The sequence below is a fragment of the Pseudomonas chlororaphis subsp. piscium genome, from assembly GCF_003850345.1.
Taxonomy (GTDB): Bacteria; Pseudomonadota; Gammaproteobacteria; order Pseudomonadales; family Pseudomonadaceae; genus Aquipseudomonas; species Aquipseudomonas piscium.
In genome coordinates, this window is record NZ_CP027707.1 from 5,542,050 (window position 1) to 5,563,088 (window position 21,039).

The following is a 21,039-nucleotide window of genomic DNA, read 5'->3' on the forward strand; positions in this document are numbered from 1 at the left end:
CGCGTTAAAAGCCTGACCACTCGATCAGATTTTTAATCCCTATCCCCGTTACTGACTCAAACAGCCGCTTCCTGAACCACACGAATCACGCGCTGTGGAAACGGAATATCAATACCAGCTTCCTTCAAGCGATCACGGGACAACTCGTTGAAGCGGAACATCACGTCCCAGTAGTCCGCAGTTTTCACCCAGACACGCAGGGAAAGGGTAATGGCGCTGTCACCCAGCATGGAAACCACCGCCACCGGCTCCGGATCGGCCAGCACGCGCTCGTCCTTGGCCAGGTCCAGCAGAACCTCACGGGCCTTTTGCAGGTCAGCCTCGTAGTTCACGCCGACATCGAAGATCACTTTGCGGGTCAACTGGCGGTTGTGGTTGGTGATGATGCCGTTGGACAGGTTGCCGTTAGGCACGATGACGGTCTTGTTGTCACCGGTACGCAACACCGTGTGGAAGATCTGGATGCTGTCGACCGTGCCGCTGATGCCCTGGGCTTCGATCACGTCGCCGATGCGGAAAGGACGGAACAGCAGGATCAGCACACCACCAGCGAAGTTGGCCAGGCTACCTTGCAAGGCCAGGCCGATGGCCAGGCCCGCCGCACCGATCGCGGCAACGAACGAAGTGGTTTCGACACCAATCATCGAGGCCACGCTGACAATCAGCAGCACCTTGAGAATGACGTTCGCCAGGCTGCTGATAAAACCCTGCAAGGCCTGGTCGGCATTACGCAGCGCCAGCAACTTGCCGACTTTTTGCGTCAAACTGTTGATCAGCCACCAGCCGATGGCCAGTGTGATGACGGCCAGCAGTACCCGACTGCCGTATTCCATGATCATCGGAATCCAGGCTTGGGAAGCCTTGACCAGGTTGTCCACTTCAGCATTCAAATCCATCTATCTCTCCTGATTCCCGGCTGCCGGGCACACAAAAAACAAGGGCAGAACGACTAGCCTTATACAGGCTCAATCGTTTCTGCCCACTACTCGGGCCTCGGACGCCAATAAGCTCGAGAGGTTCCCGAAAAATCCCATCAGTCGCGGAAGTTGTTGAACTGCAGCGGCATGCCGAACTCTTTCGCGCGCAGGGCGGCGATGGCTTCCTGCAGATCGTCGCGCTTCTTGCCGGTAACCCGTACCTGCTCGCCCTGGATCGCAGCCTGGACCTTCAGCTTGGCGTCCTTGATGTGGGCAACGATCTTTTTCGCCAGCTCTTTGTCGATGCCTTCCTTGAGGGTGGCTTCCTGCTTCATCACCTTGCCCGAAGCGTAAGCGTCCTTGACCTCAAGGCACTGCACATCGATCTTGCGCTTGACCAGGGCCAGCTTGAGGATCTCGATCATCGCTTCCAGCTGGAATTCCGCTTCAGCGGTCAGGTTGACGGTCAGTTCCTTTTCCTTGAACTCGAAGCTGCCCTTGCCCTTCAAGTCATAGCGGCGGTCCAGCTCCTTGACGGCGTTTTCCACGGCGTTGGTGACTTCGTGTTTGTCCAGTTCGGATACCACGTCAAACGACGGCATGTAATTTCTCCAATAAAAAAGGGGCGCAGCTCGATAAAGATGGAGCACGCCCGGTTTGCGGTTAAAATCCGGGCTCATTATAACGGGTCTTTCCCCTCCTTCACTGCGAGCCTCGCATGCGCCTGCCAAACCGAGCACCACGCTGATGTCGACTACCTGGCACATTCTGGGCGCAGGTAGCCTCGGCACCCTGTGGGCGACACGCCTGGCCCGTGCCGGCTTGCCGGTGCGCCTGATCCTGCGCGATCAGGCACGCCTGGAGGCTTACCTGGCCGCGGGTGGGCTGACGCTGGTGGAACAAGGGCAGGCCAGTTTCCATGCCATTCCCGGCGAGACCATCGACAACCCCGCCCCCATCACTCGCCTGCTGGTGGCCTGCAAGGCCTATGACGCGCAACAGGCCGTCAGCCAGCTGGTCGCGCGCCTGACACCCGACGCCGAACTGGTCCTGCTGCAGAACGGCCTGGGCAGCCAGGACGCCGTGGCCGCCCAGGTGCCGCAGGCCCGCTGCATTTATGCCTCGAGCACCGAAGGCGCCTTTCGCGATGGCGACTGGCGCGTGGTGTTCGCCGGTCATGGCTACACCTGGCTGGGGGACGCCAGCCACCCCACCGCGCCCTTCTGGCTCGACGACCTGAGCGCCAGCGGCATCCCCCATGAATGGAGCGCGGACATCCTGACCCGCCTCTGGCGCAAGCTGGCGCTCAACTGCGCGATCAATCCCCTGACGGTCCTGCATGACTGCCGCAACGGCGGTCTGCTGCAGCATCATTGCGAAGTGGCGATGCTGTGCGTCGAGTTGAGCGAACTGCTGGAACGTTGCGGCCAGCCCGCCGCGGCCGAAAACCTGCAGCAGGAAGTGGAGCGGGTGATCCAGGCGACCGCCGCCAACTACTCCTCCATGTACCAGGACGTCGCCAGCCGGCGCAGAACCGAAATCAGCTATTTATTGGGGCATGCCTGCGACGTTGCCGCCAGGCACCAGTTGCACCTGCCCAACCTCAGCCGCCTGCGTCGGCTATTGGTGGAACACCTGCAACAGCGCGGATTGCCCAGCGACTGAGCAGCGGCTACGCTGCCCACGTGTTCCTCTCTAGCGACGTCCCCGATGCCATTGCGCCAGCGCCTTGAAAACCTGCCGGTCGGCCAAAAACTGCTGGCCGCCTTGCTCGTCCTGCTGATTACCGTACTGCTGGTCGCCAACCTGACCTTTATCAGCGCCGCCTACTGGATCTCCCAGGAAAGCATGGCACCGCAAGCCTTGCAGACCATCGGCCGGCTGGTGTCCAACCCGACCCTGGCCGAGCAGGCGCTGGATTCGCCGCAAAACGCCGAGAAACTGCTCAACGAGCTCAACAGCTACTCCCCCCTGCGCGCCGCAGCGATCTATGACGGCAAGGGCACGCGCCTGGCCCAACTGCAACATGGCGAACGCCTGAGCCTGCCGGAGCGCTATCGGCATATCGAAGCTTGGCAACTGACCGAATTTCGCAGCAACCAGATCATCACCCTGCCCCGCGCCGGCCAGCCCCCCGGCCACCTGTTGCTGGTGGCCAGCAGTGAGCTGCCGATGGCCTTCTACACCGGCACCCTGACCGCGAGCCTGGGCATCCTGATCTTCAGTGTGCTGCTGTGGCTGGTGATTGCCCGGCAGATCAAACGGCTGATCACCCGCCCCATTCATCAGTTGGAAGAACTGTCCCGGCAAGTGACCCGCGAAGAGAACTATTCCCTGCGCGCCGCCCGCGGCAACCACGATGAAATCGGCAGCCTGGCCGAGGCCTTCAACACCATGCTGTCGCGCATCGAAGCGCGAGAACAGCAACTCAAACGCGCCCGTGACGATTCCCAGGCGGCCTATGACCAGGCCCAGGGCCTGGCCGAAGAAACCCGCCACACCAACCGCAAGCTGGAGCTGGAAGTCCAGGTGCGCAGCAAGATCGAAAAGAAACTCACCGGCTTTCAGAACTACCTCAACAGCATCATCGACTCCATGCCCTCGGCCCTGATCGCTCTGGACGAGCAGCTCTATGTCACCCAGTGGAACCAGGAAGCCAGCGCCCTCTCCGGCACGCGCCTGGACGAAGCACTGAATCAGCCGATCTTCCTCGCCTTCGAACCGCTCAAGCCGTTCCTGCCACAGCTCAAGGAAACCGTGGAGCAACATACGGTCACCAAGGTCGAGCGGGTCACCTGGGTCAAGGACGACGAAGCCCGGCATTATGCCCTCACCTTCTACCCGCTGATGGGCGGTGCCGGGCGCGGCGTGGTGATCCGGATCGACGACATCACCCAGCGCCTGTCCCTGGAAGAAATGATGGTGCAGTCGGAAAAAATGCTCTCCGTGGGCGGCCTGGCCGCCGGTATGGCCCATGAAATCAATAACCCGCTGGGGGCGATCCTGCACAACGTGCAGAACATTCGCCGGCGTCTGTCCCCCGAGCTGCCGAAGAATCAGGAGCATGCCGAACAGATCGGCATTGAACTGGAAACCGTCAACCACTACCTGCAGAGCCGCGAAGTGCCGCAACTGCTCGACGGCATCCAGCAGGCTGGCGCCCGCGCGGCGAAGATCGTGACCCATATGCTCAGTTTCAGCCGGCGCAGCAACCGGCAGATGGCGCCTTGCGACCTGCCGGCACTGATCGACCAGGCCGTGGAGATTGCCGGCAACGACTTCGACCTGGCCATAGGCTTCGACTTCAAGGGCCAGGCCATCATCCGCCAGTTCGACCCGCAACTGGGGCCGGTGCCCGGTACCGCCAACGAACTGGAGCAGGTCCTGCTCAACCTGCTGAAAAACGCCGCCCAGGCCATTCACCAGCGGGTAGACGACAGCGAACCCGGGCGCATTATCCTGCGCACCCGGCTGAACCCGCCCTGGGCGGAAATCCAGGTCGAGGACAACGGTATTGGCATGAGCGAAAACGTGCGCAAACGGACCTTCGAGCCGTTCTTCACCACCAAGGAAATCGGCCAGGGCACCGGCCTTGGGCTGTCGGTTTCGTACTTCATCATCACCAACAATCACAAAGGCCAGATGGAAGTGCAGTCGACGCAGGGTCAGGGCACTTGCTTCACCTTGCGTTTGCCATTGGCGGGCAGTCAGCCGCCACCACTGGAACATCCCCCACTGGAGAGGTAAGCATGGGCTTTCGCTTGTCGAAGATTTACACCCGCACCGGCGACAAAGGCGAAACCGGGCTGGGTGATGGGCGCCGGGTTCCCAAGGACCATCCGCGGGTCGAGGCCATCGGCGAAGTCGATACGCTGAACAGTCAGCTGGGGCTGCTCCTGGCCGGGCTGATCGAACAGCGCATCGAGCATCCGGGCCTACAGGAACTGATCGACGTCCTGGCACCCTGCCAGCACCGCCTCTTCGACCTCGGTGGCGAGTTGGCCATGCCGGTGTATCAGGCACTGAATAGCGCGGAAGTCGAGCGCCTGGAAGCGGCCATCGATGCCTGGAACGAAGAGTTGGGGCCGCTGGAGAACTTCATTTTGCCGGGCGGCTCGGCCTTGATCGCCCAAGCCCATGTTTGCCGCAGCCTGGCGCGCAGTGCCGAGCGACGCTGCCAGCATCTGAATGCCGTAGAGCCGCTGGAGGGGGTCGGCCTGGCCTATATCAATCGCCTGTCCGACTTGCTGTTCGTGGCGGCGCGCCTGATTGCCAAGCGCCAGGGGATTGCCGAGATTCTCTGGCAAGCGGCGGCAAAACCCGAATAACGTCCCCTCTGATCGCCAGCAAGCCCGCTCCTGCAACTTATGCAGGAGCGAACCGGCTGGTGACTGGCCTCAGGGCCAGAACGCGCGAATCCCCGCCACCCCTTGCGCCCCGGCTGCCCAGGCCTGCTCGCGCTGGTCCGGACCGACGCCGCCCAGCAGGTACACCGGCTTGTTGAAACCGCTGATCAGTCGGGTGGCCTGCTCCCAACCCAGAGGCTGCGCATCAGGGTGGGTCTGGGTCGGCTGGACCGGCGACAGCGTCACGAAGTCCACATCCATCTGCTGCGCCAGGGACAGCTCTTCAGCGTTATGGCAGGACGCCGCCAGCCAGCGCTCCTTGCCGAAGGGGCGCCCGGCGCTGGCGTATTTGCGCAGCTGCGCCGAGGTGATATGCCAGCCCGCCGAGGGGAAATCCCCCAGCCATTCGAACGGCCCCTTGAGCATCAATTGCGCCTTGCCCGCGCACAGGCCGACCGCGTCCACCGCCAGGTCGCGGTATTGCGGGTCGTAGCCGTTGGGTGCGCGTAGCTGGATCAACTTGCTGCCGCCGGCAATAGCCTTCTGCATGCCCCGCAACAGCGCTGGTGTTTCCAGGTCTTCCGGGGTGATCAGGTATTCGCTCGGCAAACGCGCTGCCGCCACGATCGGCTGGTTGGCCGCCGGGAACTCGTAGTTCTCCAGCTCACGGGCCGTGACCCAGGCCAAAGGCTGGCCCTCTGCGCCATGGGGTTCGCCGGTAAAAGCGGAAACTTCCCAGACATCCAGCAACACCTGCTTGTCCGGGTAGTCATGCTGCACCTTGATCAACGGCCGCGCCTGGGACACCAGGATGCCCAGCTCCTCCTGCAGCTCACGGGTCAAGGCCGCTTCCACCGCCTCGTCCGCTTCGACCTTGCCGCCGGGAAACTCCCAGAGACCGCCCTGATGCTGGGTATCGGCACGTCGGGCAATCAGGATCCTGCCGTCGGCATCACGGATAACGGCCGCCGCCACATGTACTCGTTTCACCGTACAACTTCCTCTAAACCGGCTTTCTGCCAGGCCTTGAAGGCTGGCCATTGATAGATCGTTTCAACATAGGCGGCATCGACGGCCGGCAGCGCCACCCGATAGGTGCGCAAGCGCACGGCGATCGGCGCAAAAAAGGCGTCCGCCAGACTGACCCGGCCAAACAGGAAAGGTCCTGGCTCGGTCGCAGCCGCGCGGCACTCGGCCCACAACGCCAGCATCCGCTCGATGTCGGCCTGTGCTTCGGGCGGCATGGGTGACAGCGCGGCATCGCGGCTCAGGTCGAACGGCAGGTTACCGCGCAGGCCGAAGAAACCGCTGTGCATCTGCGCGCAGGCGGAACGGGCCTGGGCCCGGGCAGCCACATCGCGCGGCCAGAGCTCGGCTTCGGGAAAACGCTCGACCAGGTATTCGGCAATCGCCAGGGAGTCGGCGATGATGCCGTGCTCGGTCTTCAGCAACGGAACTTTGCCGGTCGGCGAATGCTTGAGAATCCGCTCGCGGGTATCGGACTGGTTCAGCTTGATCAGCTCTTCGGTGTAAGTCGCGCCAGTCAGCTCAAGCGCCAGGGCGGCGCGCAGCGACCAGGAGGAATAGAGTTTGTCGCCGATGATCAGGTGAAGATTCATGTCGGGCACCTTTCAGAGGAGATGGAGGCCTTAGGCCTCCGTCGCGAGCAGGCTCGCTCCTACACGTGATGCGTCGCGTCCATGTAGAAGCGAGTAGCGGTGTACTCAGGTACGGTATTCCGCGTTGATTTTCACGTACTCGTGGGACAGGTCGGTGGTCCAGATGGTTTCGCTGCAATCACCGCGCCCCAGCTCGATGCGGATGGTGATTTCTTCCTGCTGCATCACCGCCGCGCCCTGGGCTTCGGTGTAGCTGGCGGCACGCGCGCCGCGGCTGGCGATGCACACTTCGCCGAGGAAAACATCGATCTTGCTCACATCCAGGTCCGGCACACCGGCACGACCGACAGCGGCCAGGATACGCCCCCAGTTCGGGTCGGAAGCGAACAGCGCGGTCTTGATCAATGGCGAGTGGGCCACGGTGTAGCCGACATCCAGGCACTCTTGGTGATTGCCGCCGCCGTTGACTTCGACCGTGACGAACTTGGTCGCGCCTTCGCCGTCACGCACGATGGCCTGGGCCACTTCCATGCACACTTCGAACACGGCCTGCTTCAGCGCAGCGAACAGCGGGCCGCTGGCTTCGGTGATTTCCGGCAGGGCTGCCTGGCCGGTAGCGATCAGCATGCAGCAGTCGTTGGTGGAGGTATCGCCGTCGATGGTGATGCGGTTGAACGACTTGTTGGCGCCGTCCAGCAGCAGGTTCTGCAGCACTTCACGGGAGACTTTGGCGTCGGTGGCGATGTAACCGAGCATGGTCGCCATGTTCGGACGAATCATGCCCGCGCCCTTGCTGATGCCGGTGACGGTGATGGTCACGCCATCGTGCTGGAACTGGCGGCTGGCCCCCTTGGGCAGGGTATCGGTGGTCATGATGCCAGTGGCCGCGGCGGCCCAGTTGTCCACGGACAGGTCATCCAGCGCGGCCTGCAGCGCGCCTTCGATCTTCTCGACCGGCAGCGGCTCGCCAATGACCCCGGTGGAATACGGCAGCACGGCGCTGGCATCGACGCCCGTCAGTTCGGCCAGCTTGGCGCAGGTGCGGGTCGCGGCGGCCAGGCCTGGCTCACCGGTACCGGCGTTGGCGTTGCCGGTGTTGGTCAGCAGGTAACGCACAGGGCCTTGCACACGCTGCTTGGCCAGGATCACCGGAGCGGCGCAGAACGCGTTCAAGGTAAACACACCGGCCACCGTGGAACCCTCGGCGCAGCGCATGACCACAACATCCTTGCGCCCCGGGCGCTTGATGCCCGCCGAAGCGATACCGAGTTCAAAACCGGCAACCGGGTGCAACGTTGGCAAAGGACCAAGACCAACAGCCATGAATGCGCTCCTCTTTAACCTGATGTGTGCACTGCCATCGCAAAAGGCAGTGCGGCGAATGGAAAAACGCCGCGACGGCTGATGCCGGTCGCGGCGCGGGTATTTCAGTGTCTGGCGAAAATCTTAGTTGATCTGGCCGTGACAGTGTTTGTACTTCTTGCCCGAACCGCAGTAGCACAGTTCGTTGCGGCCCAGTTTCTGCTCGTTGCGTACCGGAGCCGAGGCCAGGGCCACGTCGACATCGACGCCCTCTTCCAGCGCTTCCGGCTGTTCCAGGCCCGGGGCTTCGGCGTGCTCGAACTGCATGCGCTGAGCCAGTGCCTCGGCTTCCTGACGCAGGCGCGCCTCTTCCTCGATCGGATCTTCGCGACGAACCTGAACGTGCGACAGCACACGGATCGAGTCGCGCTTGATGGAATCCAGCAGCTCGGAGAACAGGGTGAAGGACTCGCGCTTGTATTCCTGTTTCGGGTTCTTCTGCGCATAACCACGCAGGTGAATACCGTGACGCAGGTGATCCATGGTCGACAGGTGGTCTTTCCACAGGTCGTCCAGTACGCGCAGAACGATTTGTTTCTCGAAGGTGCGCAGTGCTTCGGCACCGGCCTGGTCTTCTTTTTCGTTGTACGCCGCCACCAGCTCGTTCAGCAGCTTCTCGCGCAGGGTTTCTTCGTACAGGTGATCGTCTTCGTCGAGCCATTGCTGGATCGGCAGGCTCACACCGAAGTCACTCTGCAACGCAGCCTCCAGACCGGCCACGTCCCACTGCTCAGGCAGCGATTGTGGAGGAATGTGCGCGCTGACGGTGGCATTGAGCACGTCCTGACGGAAGTCGGAAATGGTCTCGCCGATGTTGTCCGCGGCCAGCAACGTGTTACGCATGTGATAGATCACTTTACGCTGTTCGTTGTTGACGTCGTCGAACTCGAGCAGTTGCTTGCGGATGTCGAAGTTGCGGCCTTCCACCTTGCGCTGGGCCTTTTCGATCGCGTTGGTCACCATGCGGTGCTCGATCGCTTCGCCGGACTGCATGCCCAGGGCCTTCATGAAGTTCTTCACCCGGTCGGAGGCGAAGATGCGCATCAGGCTGTCTTCCAGGGACAGGTAGAAACGGCTGGAACCGGCGTCGCCCTGACGACCGGCGCGACCACGCAGCTGGTTGTCGATACGGCGCGATTCGTGACGCTCGGACGCGATCACCTGCAGACCGCCGGACTCCAGCACCTGCTGGTGACGCTTCTGCCAGTCGGCCTTGATCTGGGCAATCTGCTCGGGGGTCGGGCTTTCCAGGGAGGCGACTTCGACTTCCCAGTTACCGCCCAACAGGATGTCGGTACCGCGACCGGCCATGTTGGTGGCGATGGTCAGGGCGCCCGGACGACCGGCCTGGGCAATGATTTCCGCTTCTTTCTCGTGGAACTTGGCGTTCAGGACCTTGTGCTCGATGCCTTCCTTCTGGAGCAGGTTGGACATGTGCTCGGAAGTTTCGATGGTCGCGGTGCCCACCAGGACCGGACGGCCCTGGGTCATGCATTCCTTGATGTCGTTGATGATCGCGGCGTACTTCTCGTCCGCAGTCAGGAACACCAGGTCGTTGTAGTCTTTACGCGCCAGCGGCTTGTTCGGCGGGATGACCATCACCTGCAGACCGTAGATCTGATGGAACTCGAAGGCTTCGGTATCCGCGGTACCGGTCATGCCGGACAGCTTGGTGTACAGACGGAAGTAGTTCTGGAAGGTGGTCGACGCCAGGGTCTGGCTTTCGGCCTGGATGTTGAGGTTTTCCTTGGCTTCGATGGCCTGGTGCAGGCCCTCGGACAGACGGCGACCCGGCATGGTACGACCGGTGTGCTCGTCCACCAGGACCACCTGGCCATCCTGGACGATGTATTCGACGTTGCGGTTGAACAGCTTGTGCGCGCGCAGACCGGCATAGACGTGGGTCAGCAGGCCCAGGTTGTGCGCCGAGTACAGGCTCTCGCCTTCCGCCAGCAAGCCGACCTGGGTCAGCATCTCTTCGATGAACTGGTGACCGGCTTCGTTGAGCTCGACCTGACGGGTCTTCTCGTCGACGGTGAAATGACCGGCCTTGGTGACCTCGCCTTCCACTTCCTCGACGTGCAGCTCAAGGCGCGGGATCAGCTTGTTGATTTCGGTGTACAGGCGGGAACTGTCCTCAGCCTGGCCGGAGATGATCAGCGGGGTACGGGCCTCGTCGATCAGGATCGAGTCGACTTCGTCGATCACGGCAAAATTGAGCTCGCGCTGGAACTTGTCTTCCATGCTGAAAGCCATGTTGTCGCGCAGGTAGTCGAAACCGAATTCGTTGTTGGTGCCGTAGGTGATGTCGGCGGCGTAGGCAGCGCGCTTCTCTTCCGGCGGCTGGAACGGCGTGACCACGCCGACCGTCAGGCCGAGGAATTCATAGAGCGGGCGCATCCAGTTGGCGTCGCGGCGGGCCAGATAGTCGTTCACCGTGACCACGTGCACGCCCTTGCCGGACAACGCATTGAGGTAAACGCCCAGTGTTGCCACCAGGGTCTTGCCTTCACCGGTACGCATTTCGGCGATCTTGCCTTCATGCAAGGTCATGCCGCCGATCAACTGTACGTCGAAGTGGCGCATACCCATGACCCGCTTGCCGGCTTCGCGGGCGACCGCAAAGGCTTCGGGAAGCAGTTTGTCGAGGGATTCACCTTTGGCTATGCGGGCCTTGAACTCTTCAGTCTTGGCGCGCAACTGATCGTCCGAAAGGGCCACCATTTGCTCTTCGAAGGCATTGACGATCTGTACCGTCTTGAGCATGCGTTTGACTTCACGCTCGTTCTTGCTTCCAAAAAGTTTCTTTAACAAAGGCGCAAACATATCGGCAGGATCTTCCACACATAGGGATGGAGGGCGGCCCCGTGAGTCGCCCGTGCAGCCCTCATGGCCGCATGCGAACGAGCATTCTACCCGGAAACGATGGTGAGGAAAGTGGCGTTATTCCACGATGCTGGTACAGCGCTGTGACGGGGCTCACTTACAATAAGGCCTTTTGCGCCAGTTTCAACCCGGACGAGTACGAAGTTAACCATTGATTTAATAGATAAAGCCGCGCCTGCGCGATGAGCGAGGCCTGACCAGCGCTTTCTGCTACCATGGCGGCTCTGTAACTTCAGGTGTCTGATCATGGCATTTCGCCCTCTTACGGCCAGAGCACCCGCCGTACTCCTTCGCGAAGCCAAGCCTCTCAAAGCCATACTCGGCCACGCCCAGCGCCTGGCGCATTTGCAGCGCCTGCTGGAAAGCCAGCTGCAACCGGCCGCGCGCGAACACTGCCACGTTGCCTCCTGGCGCGAAGGCAGCCTGTTGCTGATCGTCACTGACGGCCACTGGGCGACGCGCCTGCGTTATCAGCAAAAACGCCTGCAACGTCAGCTTCTGGAATTCAATGAGTTCAACAATCTGACGCGGATTCTGTTCAAGGTGCAGCCTCCCACCGTGCAACACGGCGCGGCCGGTCACACCATGGACCTGTCGAGCAATGCCGCCGAGACCATTCAGGCCACTGCTGACGGCATCACCGATCCCAACCTGCGCGCTGCCCTGGAGCGCCTGGCCAGCCACGCCAAACCACGGGCGTAACTGGCCAGCCATCGATCAGCGGCGCTTGCTGCCACCCAGCAGAGACCCCATCAACCCGCGCACCAACTGCCGGCCCAATTGGTTGGCGGCCTGGCGCATGGCGGACTTCAGAGCCTGACCAGCGGCAGTGCCGAGGAACTCACCGGCCCGATCGGTAAAGCTCGGCTCCTCGGCGACGGGTTTGCCCGGCGCAGCCTCGGCCTCAGGTGCCAGGCCCTTGCGCCCCATCAGCACTTCATAAGCGGACTCACGGTCGATCGGCTTGTCATAGCGGCCGACCAACGGCGAACTGCTGATCAGCGCAGCACGCTCAGCCTCGGTCAACGGCCCGATGCGCGATTGCGGCGGCGCCACCAGCACTCGCTGGACCATCTCCGGCGTACCTTTTTCCTGCAGGGTACCGACCAGCGCTTCGCCGATCCCCAACTCGGTGAGCACCGACAGGGCATCGAACGCCGGGTTCGGCCGGAAGCCGTCCGCCACCGCGCGCAAGGATTTCTGTTCCTTGGCGGTGAATGCCCGCAAGCCGTGCTGGACGCGCAGCCCCAGTTGCGCCAGCACGTCGTCCGGCAAGTCGCCCGGCGACTGGGTGACGAAGTACACGCCCACGCCTTTGGAGCGAATCAGCCGCACCACTTGCTCCAGCCGGTCCTGCAACGCCTTGGGCGTGCCGGCGAACAACAGGTGGGCTTCGTCGAAAAACAGCGCCAGCAGCGGTTTTTCCGCATCGCCGCGCTCCGGCAGCTGCTCGAACAGCTCGGCCAGCAGCCACAACAGGAAGGTCGCATAGACCTTGGGCGCCTCGTGCACCAGGCGGCTGGCGTCGAGCAGGTGGATCCGCCCGCGTCCGTCACTGGCTGGCTGCAGGATGTCTTCCAGCTGCAGGGCCGGCTCGCCGAACAGGGCTTCGGCGCCCTGCTGCTCCAGGGTGGCCAGGCGCCGCAACAAAGCCTGGCTGGAGCCGGTGGTCATCAGCGCCGCGTCATCCCCCAGCAACTGCGGATTGTCCTTGAGGTGGTTGAGCAACGCCTTGAGGTCTTTCAGGTCGAGCAGCAACAGACCTTCGCGGTCAGCCACCTTGAATGCCGCGTACAACGCCGATTGCTGGCTGTCGGTCAGCTCCAGCAGGCTGCCCAGCAGCAGCGGGCCCATTTCGCTCAGGGTAGTCCGCAGCGGATGACCGGACTGCCCGTGGATGTCCCACAACGTGACCGGATAAGCCTGGGGCTTGTGGTTCAGCCACGGCATCCCGGCAATACGTTCGGCCACCTTGCCCTGGGGATTGCCCGCGGCGCCCAGGCCGCACAGGTCACCTTTGATATCTGCGGCGAACACCGCGACACCGGCATCGCTGAAGGCTTCCGCCAGTCGTTGCAAAGTGACGGTTTTCCCTGTCCCGGTGGCGCCTGCCACCAGCCCGTGACGGTTTGCCAGGCGCATGGCCTGGGCAATCGGTTGCCCCGCGAGATCGGCACCGATAACGAGTTGCGATGAATCCGGCATTTTGTCACCCATGGTTAATCTTTAGCCTTGACCGGCCGATAGATCAGAAAAGACTGAACATAGGACAGATAATTCCCCAAGGAGAGATGGAAATATCAACTTACTTCAACCCCGCCCATTTTGCGCGCTTTTATAAGAGCACGCTCGTGACATTAAGACCTTAGCGGACACTACAAGCCATGAACAAAAACCTGCGCTTCAGCCATAAAATCCTGCTTGCCGCCGCCCTCATCGTCATTGCCGCCTTCGCTTCCTTCACGCTGTACAACGACTATTTACAGCGCAACGCGATTCGTGAAGACCTGGACAATTACCTGCATGAAATGGGTGATGTGACCGCGAGCAACATCCAGACCTGGCTCACCGGGCGCATCCTGTTGATCGAAAACCTGGCGCAAAACCTGGCGATCGACCCGCAATCGACCAAGGTCGCCAGCCTGCTCGAACAGAAAGCCCTGACTTCGACCTTCATGGCCTCCTACCTGGGCGATGCCAGCGGCAGCTTCACCATCCGCCCGGATGCGAAGATGCCCGACGGTTTCGATCCTCGCGTTCGGCCCTGGTACAAGGGCGCCGAAAGCAGCAGCGGCTCGACCCTTACCGAACCCTATATAGATGCAGCCACCGGCCAGCTGATCATTTCCGTCGCCACCGCCTCGCGTCATGCAGGGCAGAGCATCGGCGTGGTGGGCGGCGACCTGAGCCTGCAGACCCTGGTCGAAACCCTCAATGCCCTGGATTTCGACGGCATGGGCTATGCCTTCCTGGTCAGCGCCGACGGCAAGATCCTGGTGCACCCGGACAAGGCGCTGGTGATGAAGAGCCTGAGCGAGGCCTATCCGCAGAACACGCCGCGCATCAATGGCGACTTCAGCGAAATCGAAGTCGAGGGCAAGACCCGCATCGTCACCTTCACCCCGATCAAGGGCCTGCCTTCGGTGAACTGGTACATCGGCCTGTCCGTGGACAAGGACAAGGCGTTCTCGATGCTCAGCGAGTTCCGCGCCTCCGCCATCATTGCCACCGTCATAGCCGTCGCCATCATCATCGCCCTGCTGGGCATGCTGATCCGGGTGCTGATGCAGCCCCTGCACGTCATGACCCGCGCGATGCAGGACATCGCCGACGGCGAAGGCGACCTGACTCGCCGCCTGACCATCCAGAACCAGGATGAATTCGGCATCCTCGGCACAGCGTTCAACCGCTTCGTGGAGCGCATCCACGGTTCGATCCGCGAAGTCTCGTCGGCCACCGAGCACGTCAACGAAGTCGCCCTGCGCGTAGTCAGCGCCTCCAATTCGTCAATGCTCAACTCCGACGAGCAGGCCAGCCGCACCAACAGCGTGGCCGCGGCGATCAATCAGCTGGGCGCCGCCGCCCAGGAAATCGCCCGCAACGCCGCCCAGGCTTCGCAGCAGGCCAGCGATGCGCGCAACCTGGCCGAAGACGGACAGCAAGTGGTGGACCGCAGCATCCTGGCGATGAACCAGCTGTCGGACATGATCAGCGCCTCCAGCAGCAACATCGAAACCCTCAACAGCAAGACCGTGAACATCGGGCAGATCCTCGAAGTCATCACCAGCATCTCCCAGCAGACCAACCTGCTGGCCCTCAACGCGGCCATCGAAGCGGCGCGGGCGGGCGAGGCCGGGCGCGGTTTCGCCGTGGTCGCCGATGAAGTGCGCAACCTGGCCCACCGCACCCAGGAGTCGGCGCAACAGGTGCAGACCATGATCGAGGAGCTGCAGGTCGGCGCCCGCGAGTCGGTCAGCACCATGAGCAACAGCCAGCGCCACAGCCAGGACAGCGTGGAAATCGCCAACCAGGCCGGCGAACGCCTGAACAGCGTGACCCAGCGCATCGGCGAGATCGACGGCATGAACCAGTCGGTCGCCACCGCGACCGAGGAACAGACCTCGGTGGTGGAGTCGATCAACATGGACATCACCGAAATCAACACCCTGAACCAGGAAGGCGTGGAAAACCTGCAGTCGACCCTGCGCGCCTGTTCCGACCTGGAGCAGCAGGCCGCACGCCTGAAGCAACTGGTCGGCAGCTTCCGCATCTGATCCCTTCAGCCACCCGGTGCCTGGGCAAAATCCAGGCACCGGACTGGCGACAATCGCTCCTGCATCCGCAGCAAACCGTTCATCCAGACACTTCGCCAAGCGCCACGGCAGCCCGACCGAACATCTATCCTTGATAAGGGTCAACCCTAAGGAGAGCAGCGGATCGGAGGGATGATCATCGTGCATATCGCTGACATAACCATGTTCTACGCCCCTGCCAGCGGTGGCGTGCGCACTTATCTGGACGCCAAGCACCGTCGCCTGGGACGCCAACCAGGAATCCGCCACAGCTTGCTGATCCCCGGGGCCCACTTCAGCGAACGCGACGGCATCTATAAAGTCCCCGCTCCCGCCCTGCCCTTTGGCAAGGGCTACCGTTTTCCCCTGCGCCTGGGGCCCTGGCGCAATGTCCTGCAGGACCTGCAACCGGACCTGATCGAAGTCGGCGACCCCTACCTCACCGCCTGGGCGGCCCTGGATGCCCGGCGCCAGTTGGATGTACCGGTGATCGGCTTTTATCACTCGGACCTGCCGCTGCTGGTCAGCAACCGCATGGGCCCCTGGTTCACCCCGAATGTCGAGGCCTACGTGCGCAAGCTGTACGGCAATTTCGACCGGGTTCTGGCCCCCAGCCAGGTGATGGCCGACAAACTGATCGGCCTGGGCGTGCGCAACGTCTATGTGCAACCGTTGGGCGTGGACCTGCAGACCTTCCACCCGAGTCATCGCGACCCCGGCCTGCGCGCCGCACTGGGGATTGCCGAAGACTGCCGTCTGCTGATCTTTGCCGGTCGCGGCTCCAAGGAAAAGAACCTGCCGGTGCTGCTCAATTGCATGCAACGCCTGGGCAAGCGCTACCACCTGCTGCTGGTGGGCTCGGCCATGCCGACCGCGGTACCGGAGAACGTCACGGTGATCGACCAGTTCTGCCCGGCCCCTCAGGTCGCCCGCCTGATGGCCAGCGCCGATGCCCTGGTGCATGCCGGGGACCAGGAAACCTTTGGCCTGGTGATCCTGGAAGCCATGGCCAGCGGCATTCCCGTGGTCGCGGTGGCCGCCGGGGCCTTTCGGGAAATCGTCACCGCGGAAGGTGGCTTGCTCTGTGCGCCGAACAATCCGCTGGCGATGGCCAATGCCGTGCAAGAGCTGTTCGCCCAAGGCTGCGCCGAGCGAGGCCGACGGGCGCGCCGCCATGTCGAGCGCTACTACGCCTGGGATAGGGTGGTCGCCAGCCTGCTGCAGCACTATCGCGCCGTGCTCGGCACCCAGCAGCCGATGCTGGCCCATGGTTGAGTCCGCCGGCGTGCCCAGCGTGCTGCTGGTCTTGCACGATGTCGCGCCACAAACCTGGATCGACTACCAAGCCTTCGTCGAAGCGGTCGACGCCATGGGCAACGTACCGATGACCTGGCTGGTGGTACCGGATTTTCACCGGCACAACCCGCTCGATGCCCATCCCGGTTTTCGCCGGCTGCTCAGCGCGCGCCTGGAACGGGGCGACGAACTGGTGCTGCATGGTTGCTTCCATTGCGACGACCAGCCGCCACCGAGCACCCCGTACGACTGGTTCATGCGCCGCCTGTACACCCGTGAGGGCGAGTTCCACAGCCTCTCGGAAAATGCTGCCCTGGCACGCCTGCATGCCGGCCTGGAAGTGTTCCAGCGCTATAACTGGCCCGTGCAGGGATTCGTCGCCCCCGCCTGGCTGATGAGCCCGGGCACCCGCCAGGCCCTGCGCCAACTGCCCCTGCGCTACACCAGCGGCCCACAGCATCTGTACCGGCTGCCGGACTTCTCGCCGATCGCCGCCCCCGGTCTGGTGTGGAGCGCCCGCAGCGCCTGGCGCCGACAAGTCTCCCGGCTTGTCAACGCCCAACGCGAACGACGCTGGCGACAGGCACCGGTCATTCGCCTCGGCCTGCACCCGGTGGACATGCGTTACCCCGACTCGCGCCAGTACTGGCTGGACATCCTCGAACGCCTGCTGGAGCAAGGACGCATACCGCTGACTAAGGCCGATTGGCTGGACACCCAGCCGCCGAGGGCGCGCAGTGCCCCATGAGCCGGACGATCGGGTCGGTATTCCTTGATGGTCGGGCGCTCCTTGCTGCGCACCCGATGAAGCTCAAGCAGGCTTAGGCGGGTCTGTATCCGGAGCATCCTGCTGCAACTGCTGCCACAATTCTGCGGCACCGGGAAACTCGGTACCGTCCTCGGCGCTCATGTCGTCGGGATCGTAGCGGCTCAGGCAGCCCTCACCGAGGGTGGCGGGTGCCTTGGATGTGGCTTTATCCAGTGGATCACTCATCGGCCGATCCCCATGAAAAATCGCCGGGCCTGAAGCTTGAATGCCCAGGCCCGGCGGATTCGATCAGAGCACTCTTGATCAGAACACTACAGTCTTGTTGCCGTGCACCAACACGCGGTCTTCCAGGTGGTAGCGCAGGCCGCGGGCCAGGACCATCTTCTCGACGTCACGGCCGAAACGCACCATGTCTTCGATGCTGTCGCTGTGACTGACACGGACCACGTCCTGCTCGATGATCGGGCCGGCGTCCAGCTCTTCGGTCACGTAGTGGCAGGTCGCGCCGATCAGCTTCACGCCACGCAGGGAAGCCTGGTGGTAAGGCTTGGCGCCGACAAAGGACGGCAGGAAGCTGTGGTGGATGTTGATCACCTTGTGCGCGTATTCGCTGCACAGCTGTGGCGGCAGGATCTGCATGTAGCGCGCCAGTACCACCACTTCGGCATCGTGCTGCTTGACCAGGCGCGAGACCTCGGCGAACGCCGGTTCCTTGTCCTGCGGATTGACCGGCACATGGTAATAAGGAATGCCATGCCACTCGACCATGCTGCGCAAGTCGTCATGGTTGGAAATCACACAGGAAATTTCGCAGTCGAGTTCGTCGCTGTGCCAGCGGTGCAACAGGTCCGCCAGGCAATGGGACTCGCGACTGGCCATCAACACCACGCGTTTCTTCTGCGCGGTATCGGTGATGCGCCAGTCCATCGAGAACTCTTCGGCAATCGGCGCAAAGGCTTCACGGAAGGCTTCAAGGCCGAACGGCAAAGAGTCGGCACGTATTTCGTGACGCATGAAGAACCAGCCGCTCAGGTCATCCGAGTGGTGACTGGCTTCGGTGATCCAGCCGTTGTGGGACGCCAGAAAGTTACTGACTTTGGCAACGATGCCAACGCGGTCCGGGCAAGAAATCACCAACCGAAAAGTGCGCATGAGGGGGAAACTCCAGAACTTCGCAAAGGCCGCCATTCTAGCGATTGCGCGACAAAACTGCAGTATTCGTGATGTCGGAATCCGATTCCTCTGAGCCGCCCGTAGGGCTCATGCCCGATGCGAGCGGGAAATCAGTCACACTTGGAAATAGTCCTATAACTCTTTGGGGAATATTCCTGCGGACTCGTTCACAACATTTAACTCATCACTCAGCTTCTTTGCTAAACACTCTAATCAAATTAAATAAAAGACGGCTTTATTGTTTACTTGGGCAAACTGCCTGACTATTATTACGCCACTGTCACCTGCCACTCAGCACTCAACATAAGGCAATTCTCATGTCCCTGATCAACGAATACCGCGCCACAGAAGAAGCTATCAAAGAGCTGCAAGCCCGTTTGAAGAACCTGTCGCAAGACGACAAACTGCAAGCCGAGCTGGAATTCGAAGGCAAACTGCGCGCCCTGATGGGTGAATACTCCAAGTCCCTGCGCGACATCATCGCGCTGCTGGATCCGGACTCGAAAGTTAAGGCGCCACGTGTTGCCGCCAAAACTACCGGCACCAAGCGCGCGCGCAAGGTCAAACAATACAAGAACCCGCACAACGGCGAAGTCATCGAAACCAAGGGTGGCAACCACAAGACTCTGAAAGAGTGGAAAGCCAAGTGGGGCGGCGATGTGGTCGAAGGCTGGGCAACCCTGCTGGGTTAAGCCCTACGCCCGTCACAGAGGGATTTGCGACCTTATGAAAAAACGCCAGCTTGCTGGCGTTTTTTTATTTCCGGCAAACGCCCAAAATGTTCTAAGCCGAACAATCAAAGCCCGAAACGCAGCGCCAGCGACCGGCTGTAATCCTGCCACTCATCCAGCACCTGACGCTGAACCGATGTAGCACTCGCCAGTAGTTCGGCAGCCGCCTGGTTGAAACTTTCCAGGGTATTGGGCGCTCCCCACTGCGGGTCGCACAGGCGCTGCTGACAGAATGTTTTCCAGCGTTCTTGCTCCTCCCCGTTCAAGGTGTCAGGAAAGTTACGGGCGCGATAACGAAATAATAATTCCGGCAAACGTTCATCATCGAACGGCCATTGCTCTTGCCCTAAATGAACCGGTTCGGCATTGCGCACTTGTTCGCACAAGCGTCGGTCGCGATCGCCGATAAAACCGTCGTACAACTGCTGCTCGGGATCGAGGCTGGGAGCGAAATCCTCGCTGGCATAAATTGCCGCAAGTTTATCCCGCCAAACTTCTTGTGCGTCACTTAGCCGCAGCGCCCGGGCCTTATATTCCGCCATGTCCAGTTGCAAACGCTGCTGGTCTTCGCCACGCAATACATTCAGCGGCGCGACGACCGGGCAGCGATTGATATGAATCAGCTTCAACGGCACCGGCAACTCGCCTTCGGCCAGCTCTTCGCGGCGGGTATACAAACGCTGGCGCAACGCCTCGGCGTCCAGGTCGAGCAATCCCTGTGGGTCCAGGTGCAGGTCGCAGACAATCAGGGCATTGCGATTGCGCGGGTGCCAGGCCAGCGGCAGGACCACGCCGACATAACTGCGCGCCGCGGAAAAGCGCCCGGAAATATGCACCAGCGGTTGCAGCAGGCGGACCTGGTCCATGACCTTTTGCTTGCTGCGCAACTGGAACAGCCATTCATACAACTTCGGCTGCTTGTCGCGAATCAACTTGGCCAAGGCAATAGTGGCGCGCACATCGGACAGCGCTTCGTGGGCATGCCCGTGATCGATGCCATTGGCCGCCGTCAGGCGCTCCAGCTTCAGGGTCACCCGCCCTTCCTCGTCCCGTGGCCAGACAATGCCTTCCGGGCGCAGGGCATAGGCGGTGCGCACCACATCGATCAGGTCCCAGCGGCTGTTGCCGCCTTGCCACTCGCGGGCGTAAGGGTCGAAGAAGTTCCGGTACAGGCTGTAGCGGGTCATCTCGTCGTCGAAGCGCAGGGTGTTGTAGCCGGCGCTACAGGTGCCCGGCGCCGCTAGCTGGGCATGCACCCGGGTCATGAAATCGGCTTCGCTCAACCCCTGCTCGGCCAGCCGGCCCGGGGTAATGCCGGTGATCATGCAGGCCGCCGGATGGGGCAGGATGTCGTCGCTGGGCTGACAATAGAGATTGACCGGCTCGCCGATCTCGTTGAGTTCGAAGTCGGTGCGAATCCCTGCCACCTGCAACGGCCGATCGCAGCGCGGGTTGATGCCGGTGGTTTCGTAGTCGTACCAGAAGATGGAAGTCACGGGCTGTTCCTGAGCAAAAGACCGGCGAAGTCTAGGCGCTTGGCACCGGCTGCGGCCAGCCTTCTTGCGATTCAAGGGTAACGGCGCACGTCACGCAGGACAGTTAATGATGTCGTTCGCCCCTCCGACACTGCTAGCATCAGGCGGTCATC

The 21,039-nt window shown here is 61.9% G+C and carries 18 protein-coding genes and 1 pseudogene; 9 read left to right on the forward strand and 10 right to left on the reverse strand.

Translation table 11 applies throughout. The features are described 5' to 3' along the window. Positions 1–56: 56 nt before the first annotated feature. Positions 57–896, reverse strand: a complete 840-nt coding sequence (locus C4K38_RS24985) for a mechanosensitive ion channel family protein (RefSeq protein WP_009050475.1) — start codon at positions 894–896, stop codon at positions 57–59. A 137-nt stretch (positions 897–1,033) separates the two neighbouring features. After that, positions 1,034–1,519 (reverse strand): YajQ family cyclic di-GMP-binding protein, encoded by a 486-nt coding sequence (locus tag C4K38_RS24990; protein WP_007931144.1) that lies wholly within the window; start codon positions 1,517–1,519, stop codon positions 1,034–1,036. A gap of 145 nt (positions 1,520–1,664) precedes the next feature. Between C4K38_RS24990 and C4K38_RS24995 the strand changes: the two genes are divergently transcribed. Genes C4K38_RS24995 through C4K38_RS25005 form a run of 3 tightly spaced genes read left to right on the forward strand, consistent with a single transcriptional unit; the run spans position 1,665 to position 5,245 of the window. Further along, entirely contained in the window at positions 1,665–2,582 is a 918-nt protein-coding gene (locus tag C4K38_RS24995; protein WP_053280617.1) for a putative 2-dehydropantoate 2-reductase, read from the forward strand. 45 nt (positions 2,583–2,627) lie between these two features. Beyond that, a complete protein-coding gene (locus tag C4K38_RS25000; RefSeq protein WP_053280618.1) occupies positions 2,628–4,664 on the forward strand; it encodes a sensor histidine kinase in 2,037 nt (678 codons plus the stop codon). Positions 4,665–4,666: 2 nt separating this feature from the next. Continuing rightward, positions 4,667–5,245, forward strand: coding sequence for a cob(I)yrinic acid a,c-diamide adenosyltransferase (locus tag C4K38_RS25005; RefSeq protein ID WP_053280619.1), 579 nt, complete (start codon positions 4,667–4,669; stop codon positions 5,243–5,245). Between the two features lie 69 nt (positions 5,246–5,314). Here the strand turns inward: C4K38_RS25005 and C4K38_RS25010 are convergent, their stop codons facing one another. From C4K38_RS25010 to secA, 4 genes are all read right to left on the reverse strand, one after another. Then, complete coding sequence (locus C4K38_RS25010; RefSeq protein WP_053280620.1) at positions 5,315–6,253, reverse strand: Nudix family hydrolase; 939 nt, start codon at positions 6,251–6,253, stop codon at positions 5,315–5,317. Then, positions 6,250–6,882, reverse strand: a complete 633-nt coding sequence (locus C4K38_RS25015) for a glutathione S-transferase family protein (protein WP_053280621.1) — start codon at positions 6,880–6,882, stop codon at positions 6,250–6,252. The genes C4K38_RS25010 and C4K38_RS25015 overlap by 4 nt, the downstream gene beginning before the upstream one ends. Before the next feature lie 105 nt (positions 6,883–6,987). Then, positions 6,988–8,205 (reverse strand): bifunctional glutamate N-acetyltransferase/amino-acid acetyltransferase ArgJ, encoded by a 1,218-nt coding sequence (argJ, locus tag C4K38_RS25020; protein ID WP_023966924.1) that lies wholly within the window; start codon positions 8,203–8,205, stop codon positions 6,988–6,990. A 123-nt stretch (positions 8,206–8,328) separates the two neighbouring features. Beyond that, a complete protein-coding gene (gene secA / locus C4K38_RS25025) occupies positions 8,329–11,070 on the reverse strand; it encodes a preprotein translocase subunit SecA (RefSeq protein ID WP_053280622.1) in 2,742 nt (913 codons plus the stop codon). A 306-nt stretch (positions 11,071–11,376) separates the two neighbouring features. On the opposite strand from secA, the gene C4K38_RS25030 reads away from it, so the two are divergent. After that, entirely contained in the window at positions 11,377–11,832 is a 456-nt protein-coding gene (locus C4K38_RS25030) for a DUF721 domain-containing protein (protein ID WP_053280623.1), read from the forward strand. Between the two features lie 15 nt (positions 11,833–11,847). On the opposite strand, the gene C4K38_RS25035 is transcribed toward C4K38_RS25030, so the two are convergent. Then, the gene (locus C4K38_RS25035; protein WP_053280926.1) at positions 11,848–13,335 is read right to left on the reverse strand and encodes a helicase HerA-like domain-containing protein; all 1,488 of its coding nucleotides are present in this window, start codon (positions 13,333–13,335) and stop codon (positions 11,848–11,850) included. 323 nt (positions 13,336–13,658) lie between these two features. Between C4K38_RS25035 and C4K38_RS33020 the strand changes: the two are divergent. The 4 genes and pseudogenes from C4K38_RS33020 to gpgD form a co-directional block, all read left to right on the forward strand. Continuing rightward, positions 13,659–14,498 (forward strand): annotated as a pseudogene (locus C4K38_RS33020) (HAMP domain-containing protein); the annotation flags it as partial. Positions 14,499–14,639: 141 nt separating this feature from the next. Next, entirely contained in the window at positions 14,640–15,404 is a 765-nt protein-coding gene (locus tag C4K38_RS33025; RefSeq protein ID WP_370686811.1) for a methyl-accepting chemotaxis protein, read from the forward strand. Positions 15,405–15,575: 171 nt separating this feature from the next. Continuing rightward, entirely contained in the window at positions 15,576–16,697 is a 1,122-nt protein-coding gene (gpgS, locus tag C4K38_RS25045; protein ID WP_053280624.1) for an N-acetylglucosaminyl phosphatidylglycerol synthase, read from the forward strand. Further along, positions 16,690–17,466 (forward strand): N-acetylglucosaminyl phosphatidylglycerol deacetylase, encoded by a 777-nt coding sequence (gene gpgD, locus C4K38_RS25050; protein WP_053280625.1) that lies wholly within the window; start codon positions 16,690–16,692, stop codon positions 17,464–17,466. The genes gpgS and gpgD overlap by 8 nt, the downstream gene beginning before the upstream one ends. Positions 17,467–17,529: 63 nt before the next feature. Here gpgD and C4K38_RS25055 read toward each other — a convergent pair whose 3' ends face one another. Next, on the reverse strand, positions 17,530–17,712 hold the full coding sequence (locus C4K38_RS25055; protein WP_016703378.1) for a hypothetical protein: 183 nt from the start codon (positions 17,710–17,712) through the stop codon (positions 17,530–17,532). Positions 17,713–17,790: 78 nt separating this feature from the next. Beyond that, positions 17,791–18,639 carry a formyltetrahydrofolate deformylase gene (purU, locus tag C4K38_RS25060; protein ID WP_053280626.1) on the reverse strand — a complete coding sequence of 283 codons (849 nt, stop codon included), beginning with the start codon at positions 18,637–18,639 and terminating at the stop codon, positions 17,791–17,793. A 338-nt stretch (positions 18,640–18,977) separates the two neighbouring features. Here purU and mvaT point away from each other — a divergent pair, with 338 nt between their 5' ends. After that, positions 18,978–19,352, forward strand: coding sequence for a histone-like nucleoid-structuring protein MvaT (gene mvaT, locus C4K38_RS25065; protein ID WP_007931174.1), 375 nt, complete (start codon positions 18,978–18,980; stop codon positions 19,350–19,352). Positions 19,353–19,456: 104 nt separating this feature from the next. Here the strand turns inward: mvaT and sbcB are convergent, their stop codons facing one another. Next, on the reverse strand, positions 19,457–20,887 hold the full coding sequence (gene sbcB / locus C4K38_RS25070) for an exodeoxyribonuclease I (RefSeq protein WP_053280627.1): 1,431 nt from the start codon (positions 20,885–20,887) through the stop codon (positions 19,457–19,459). Positions 20,888–21,039: the final 152 nt, after the last annotated feature.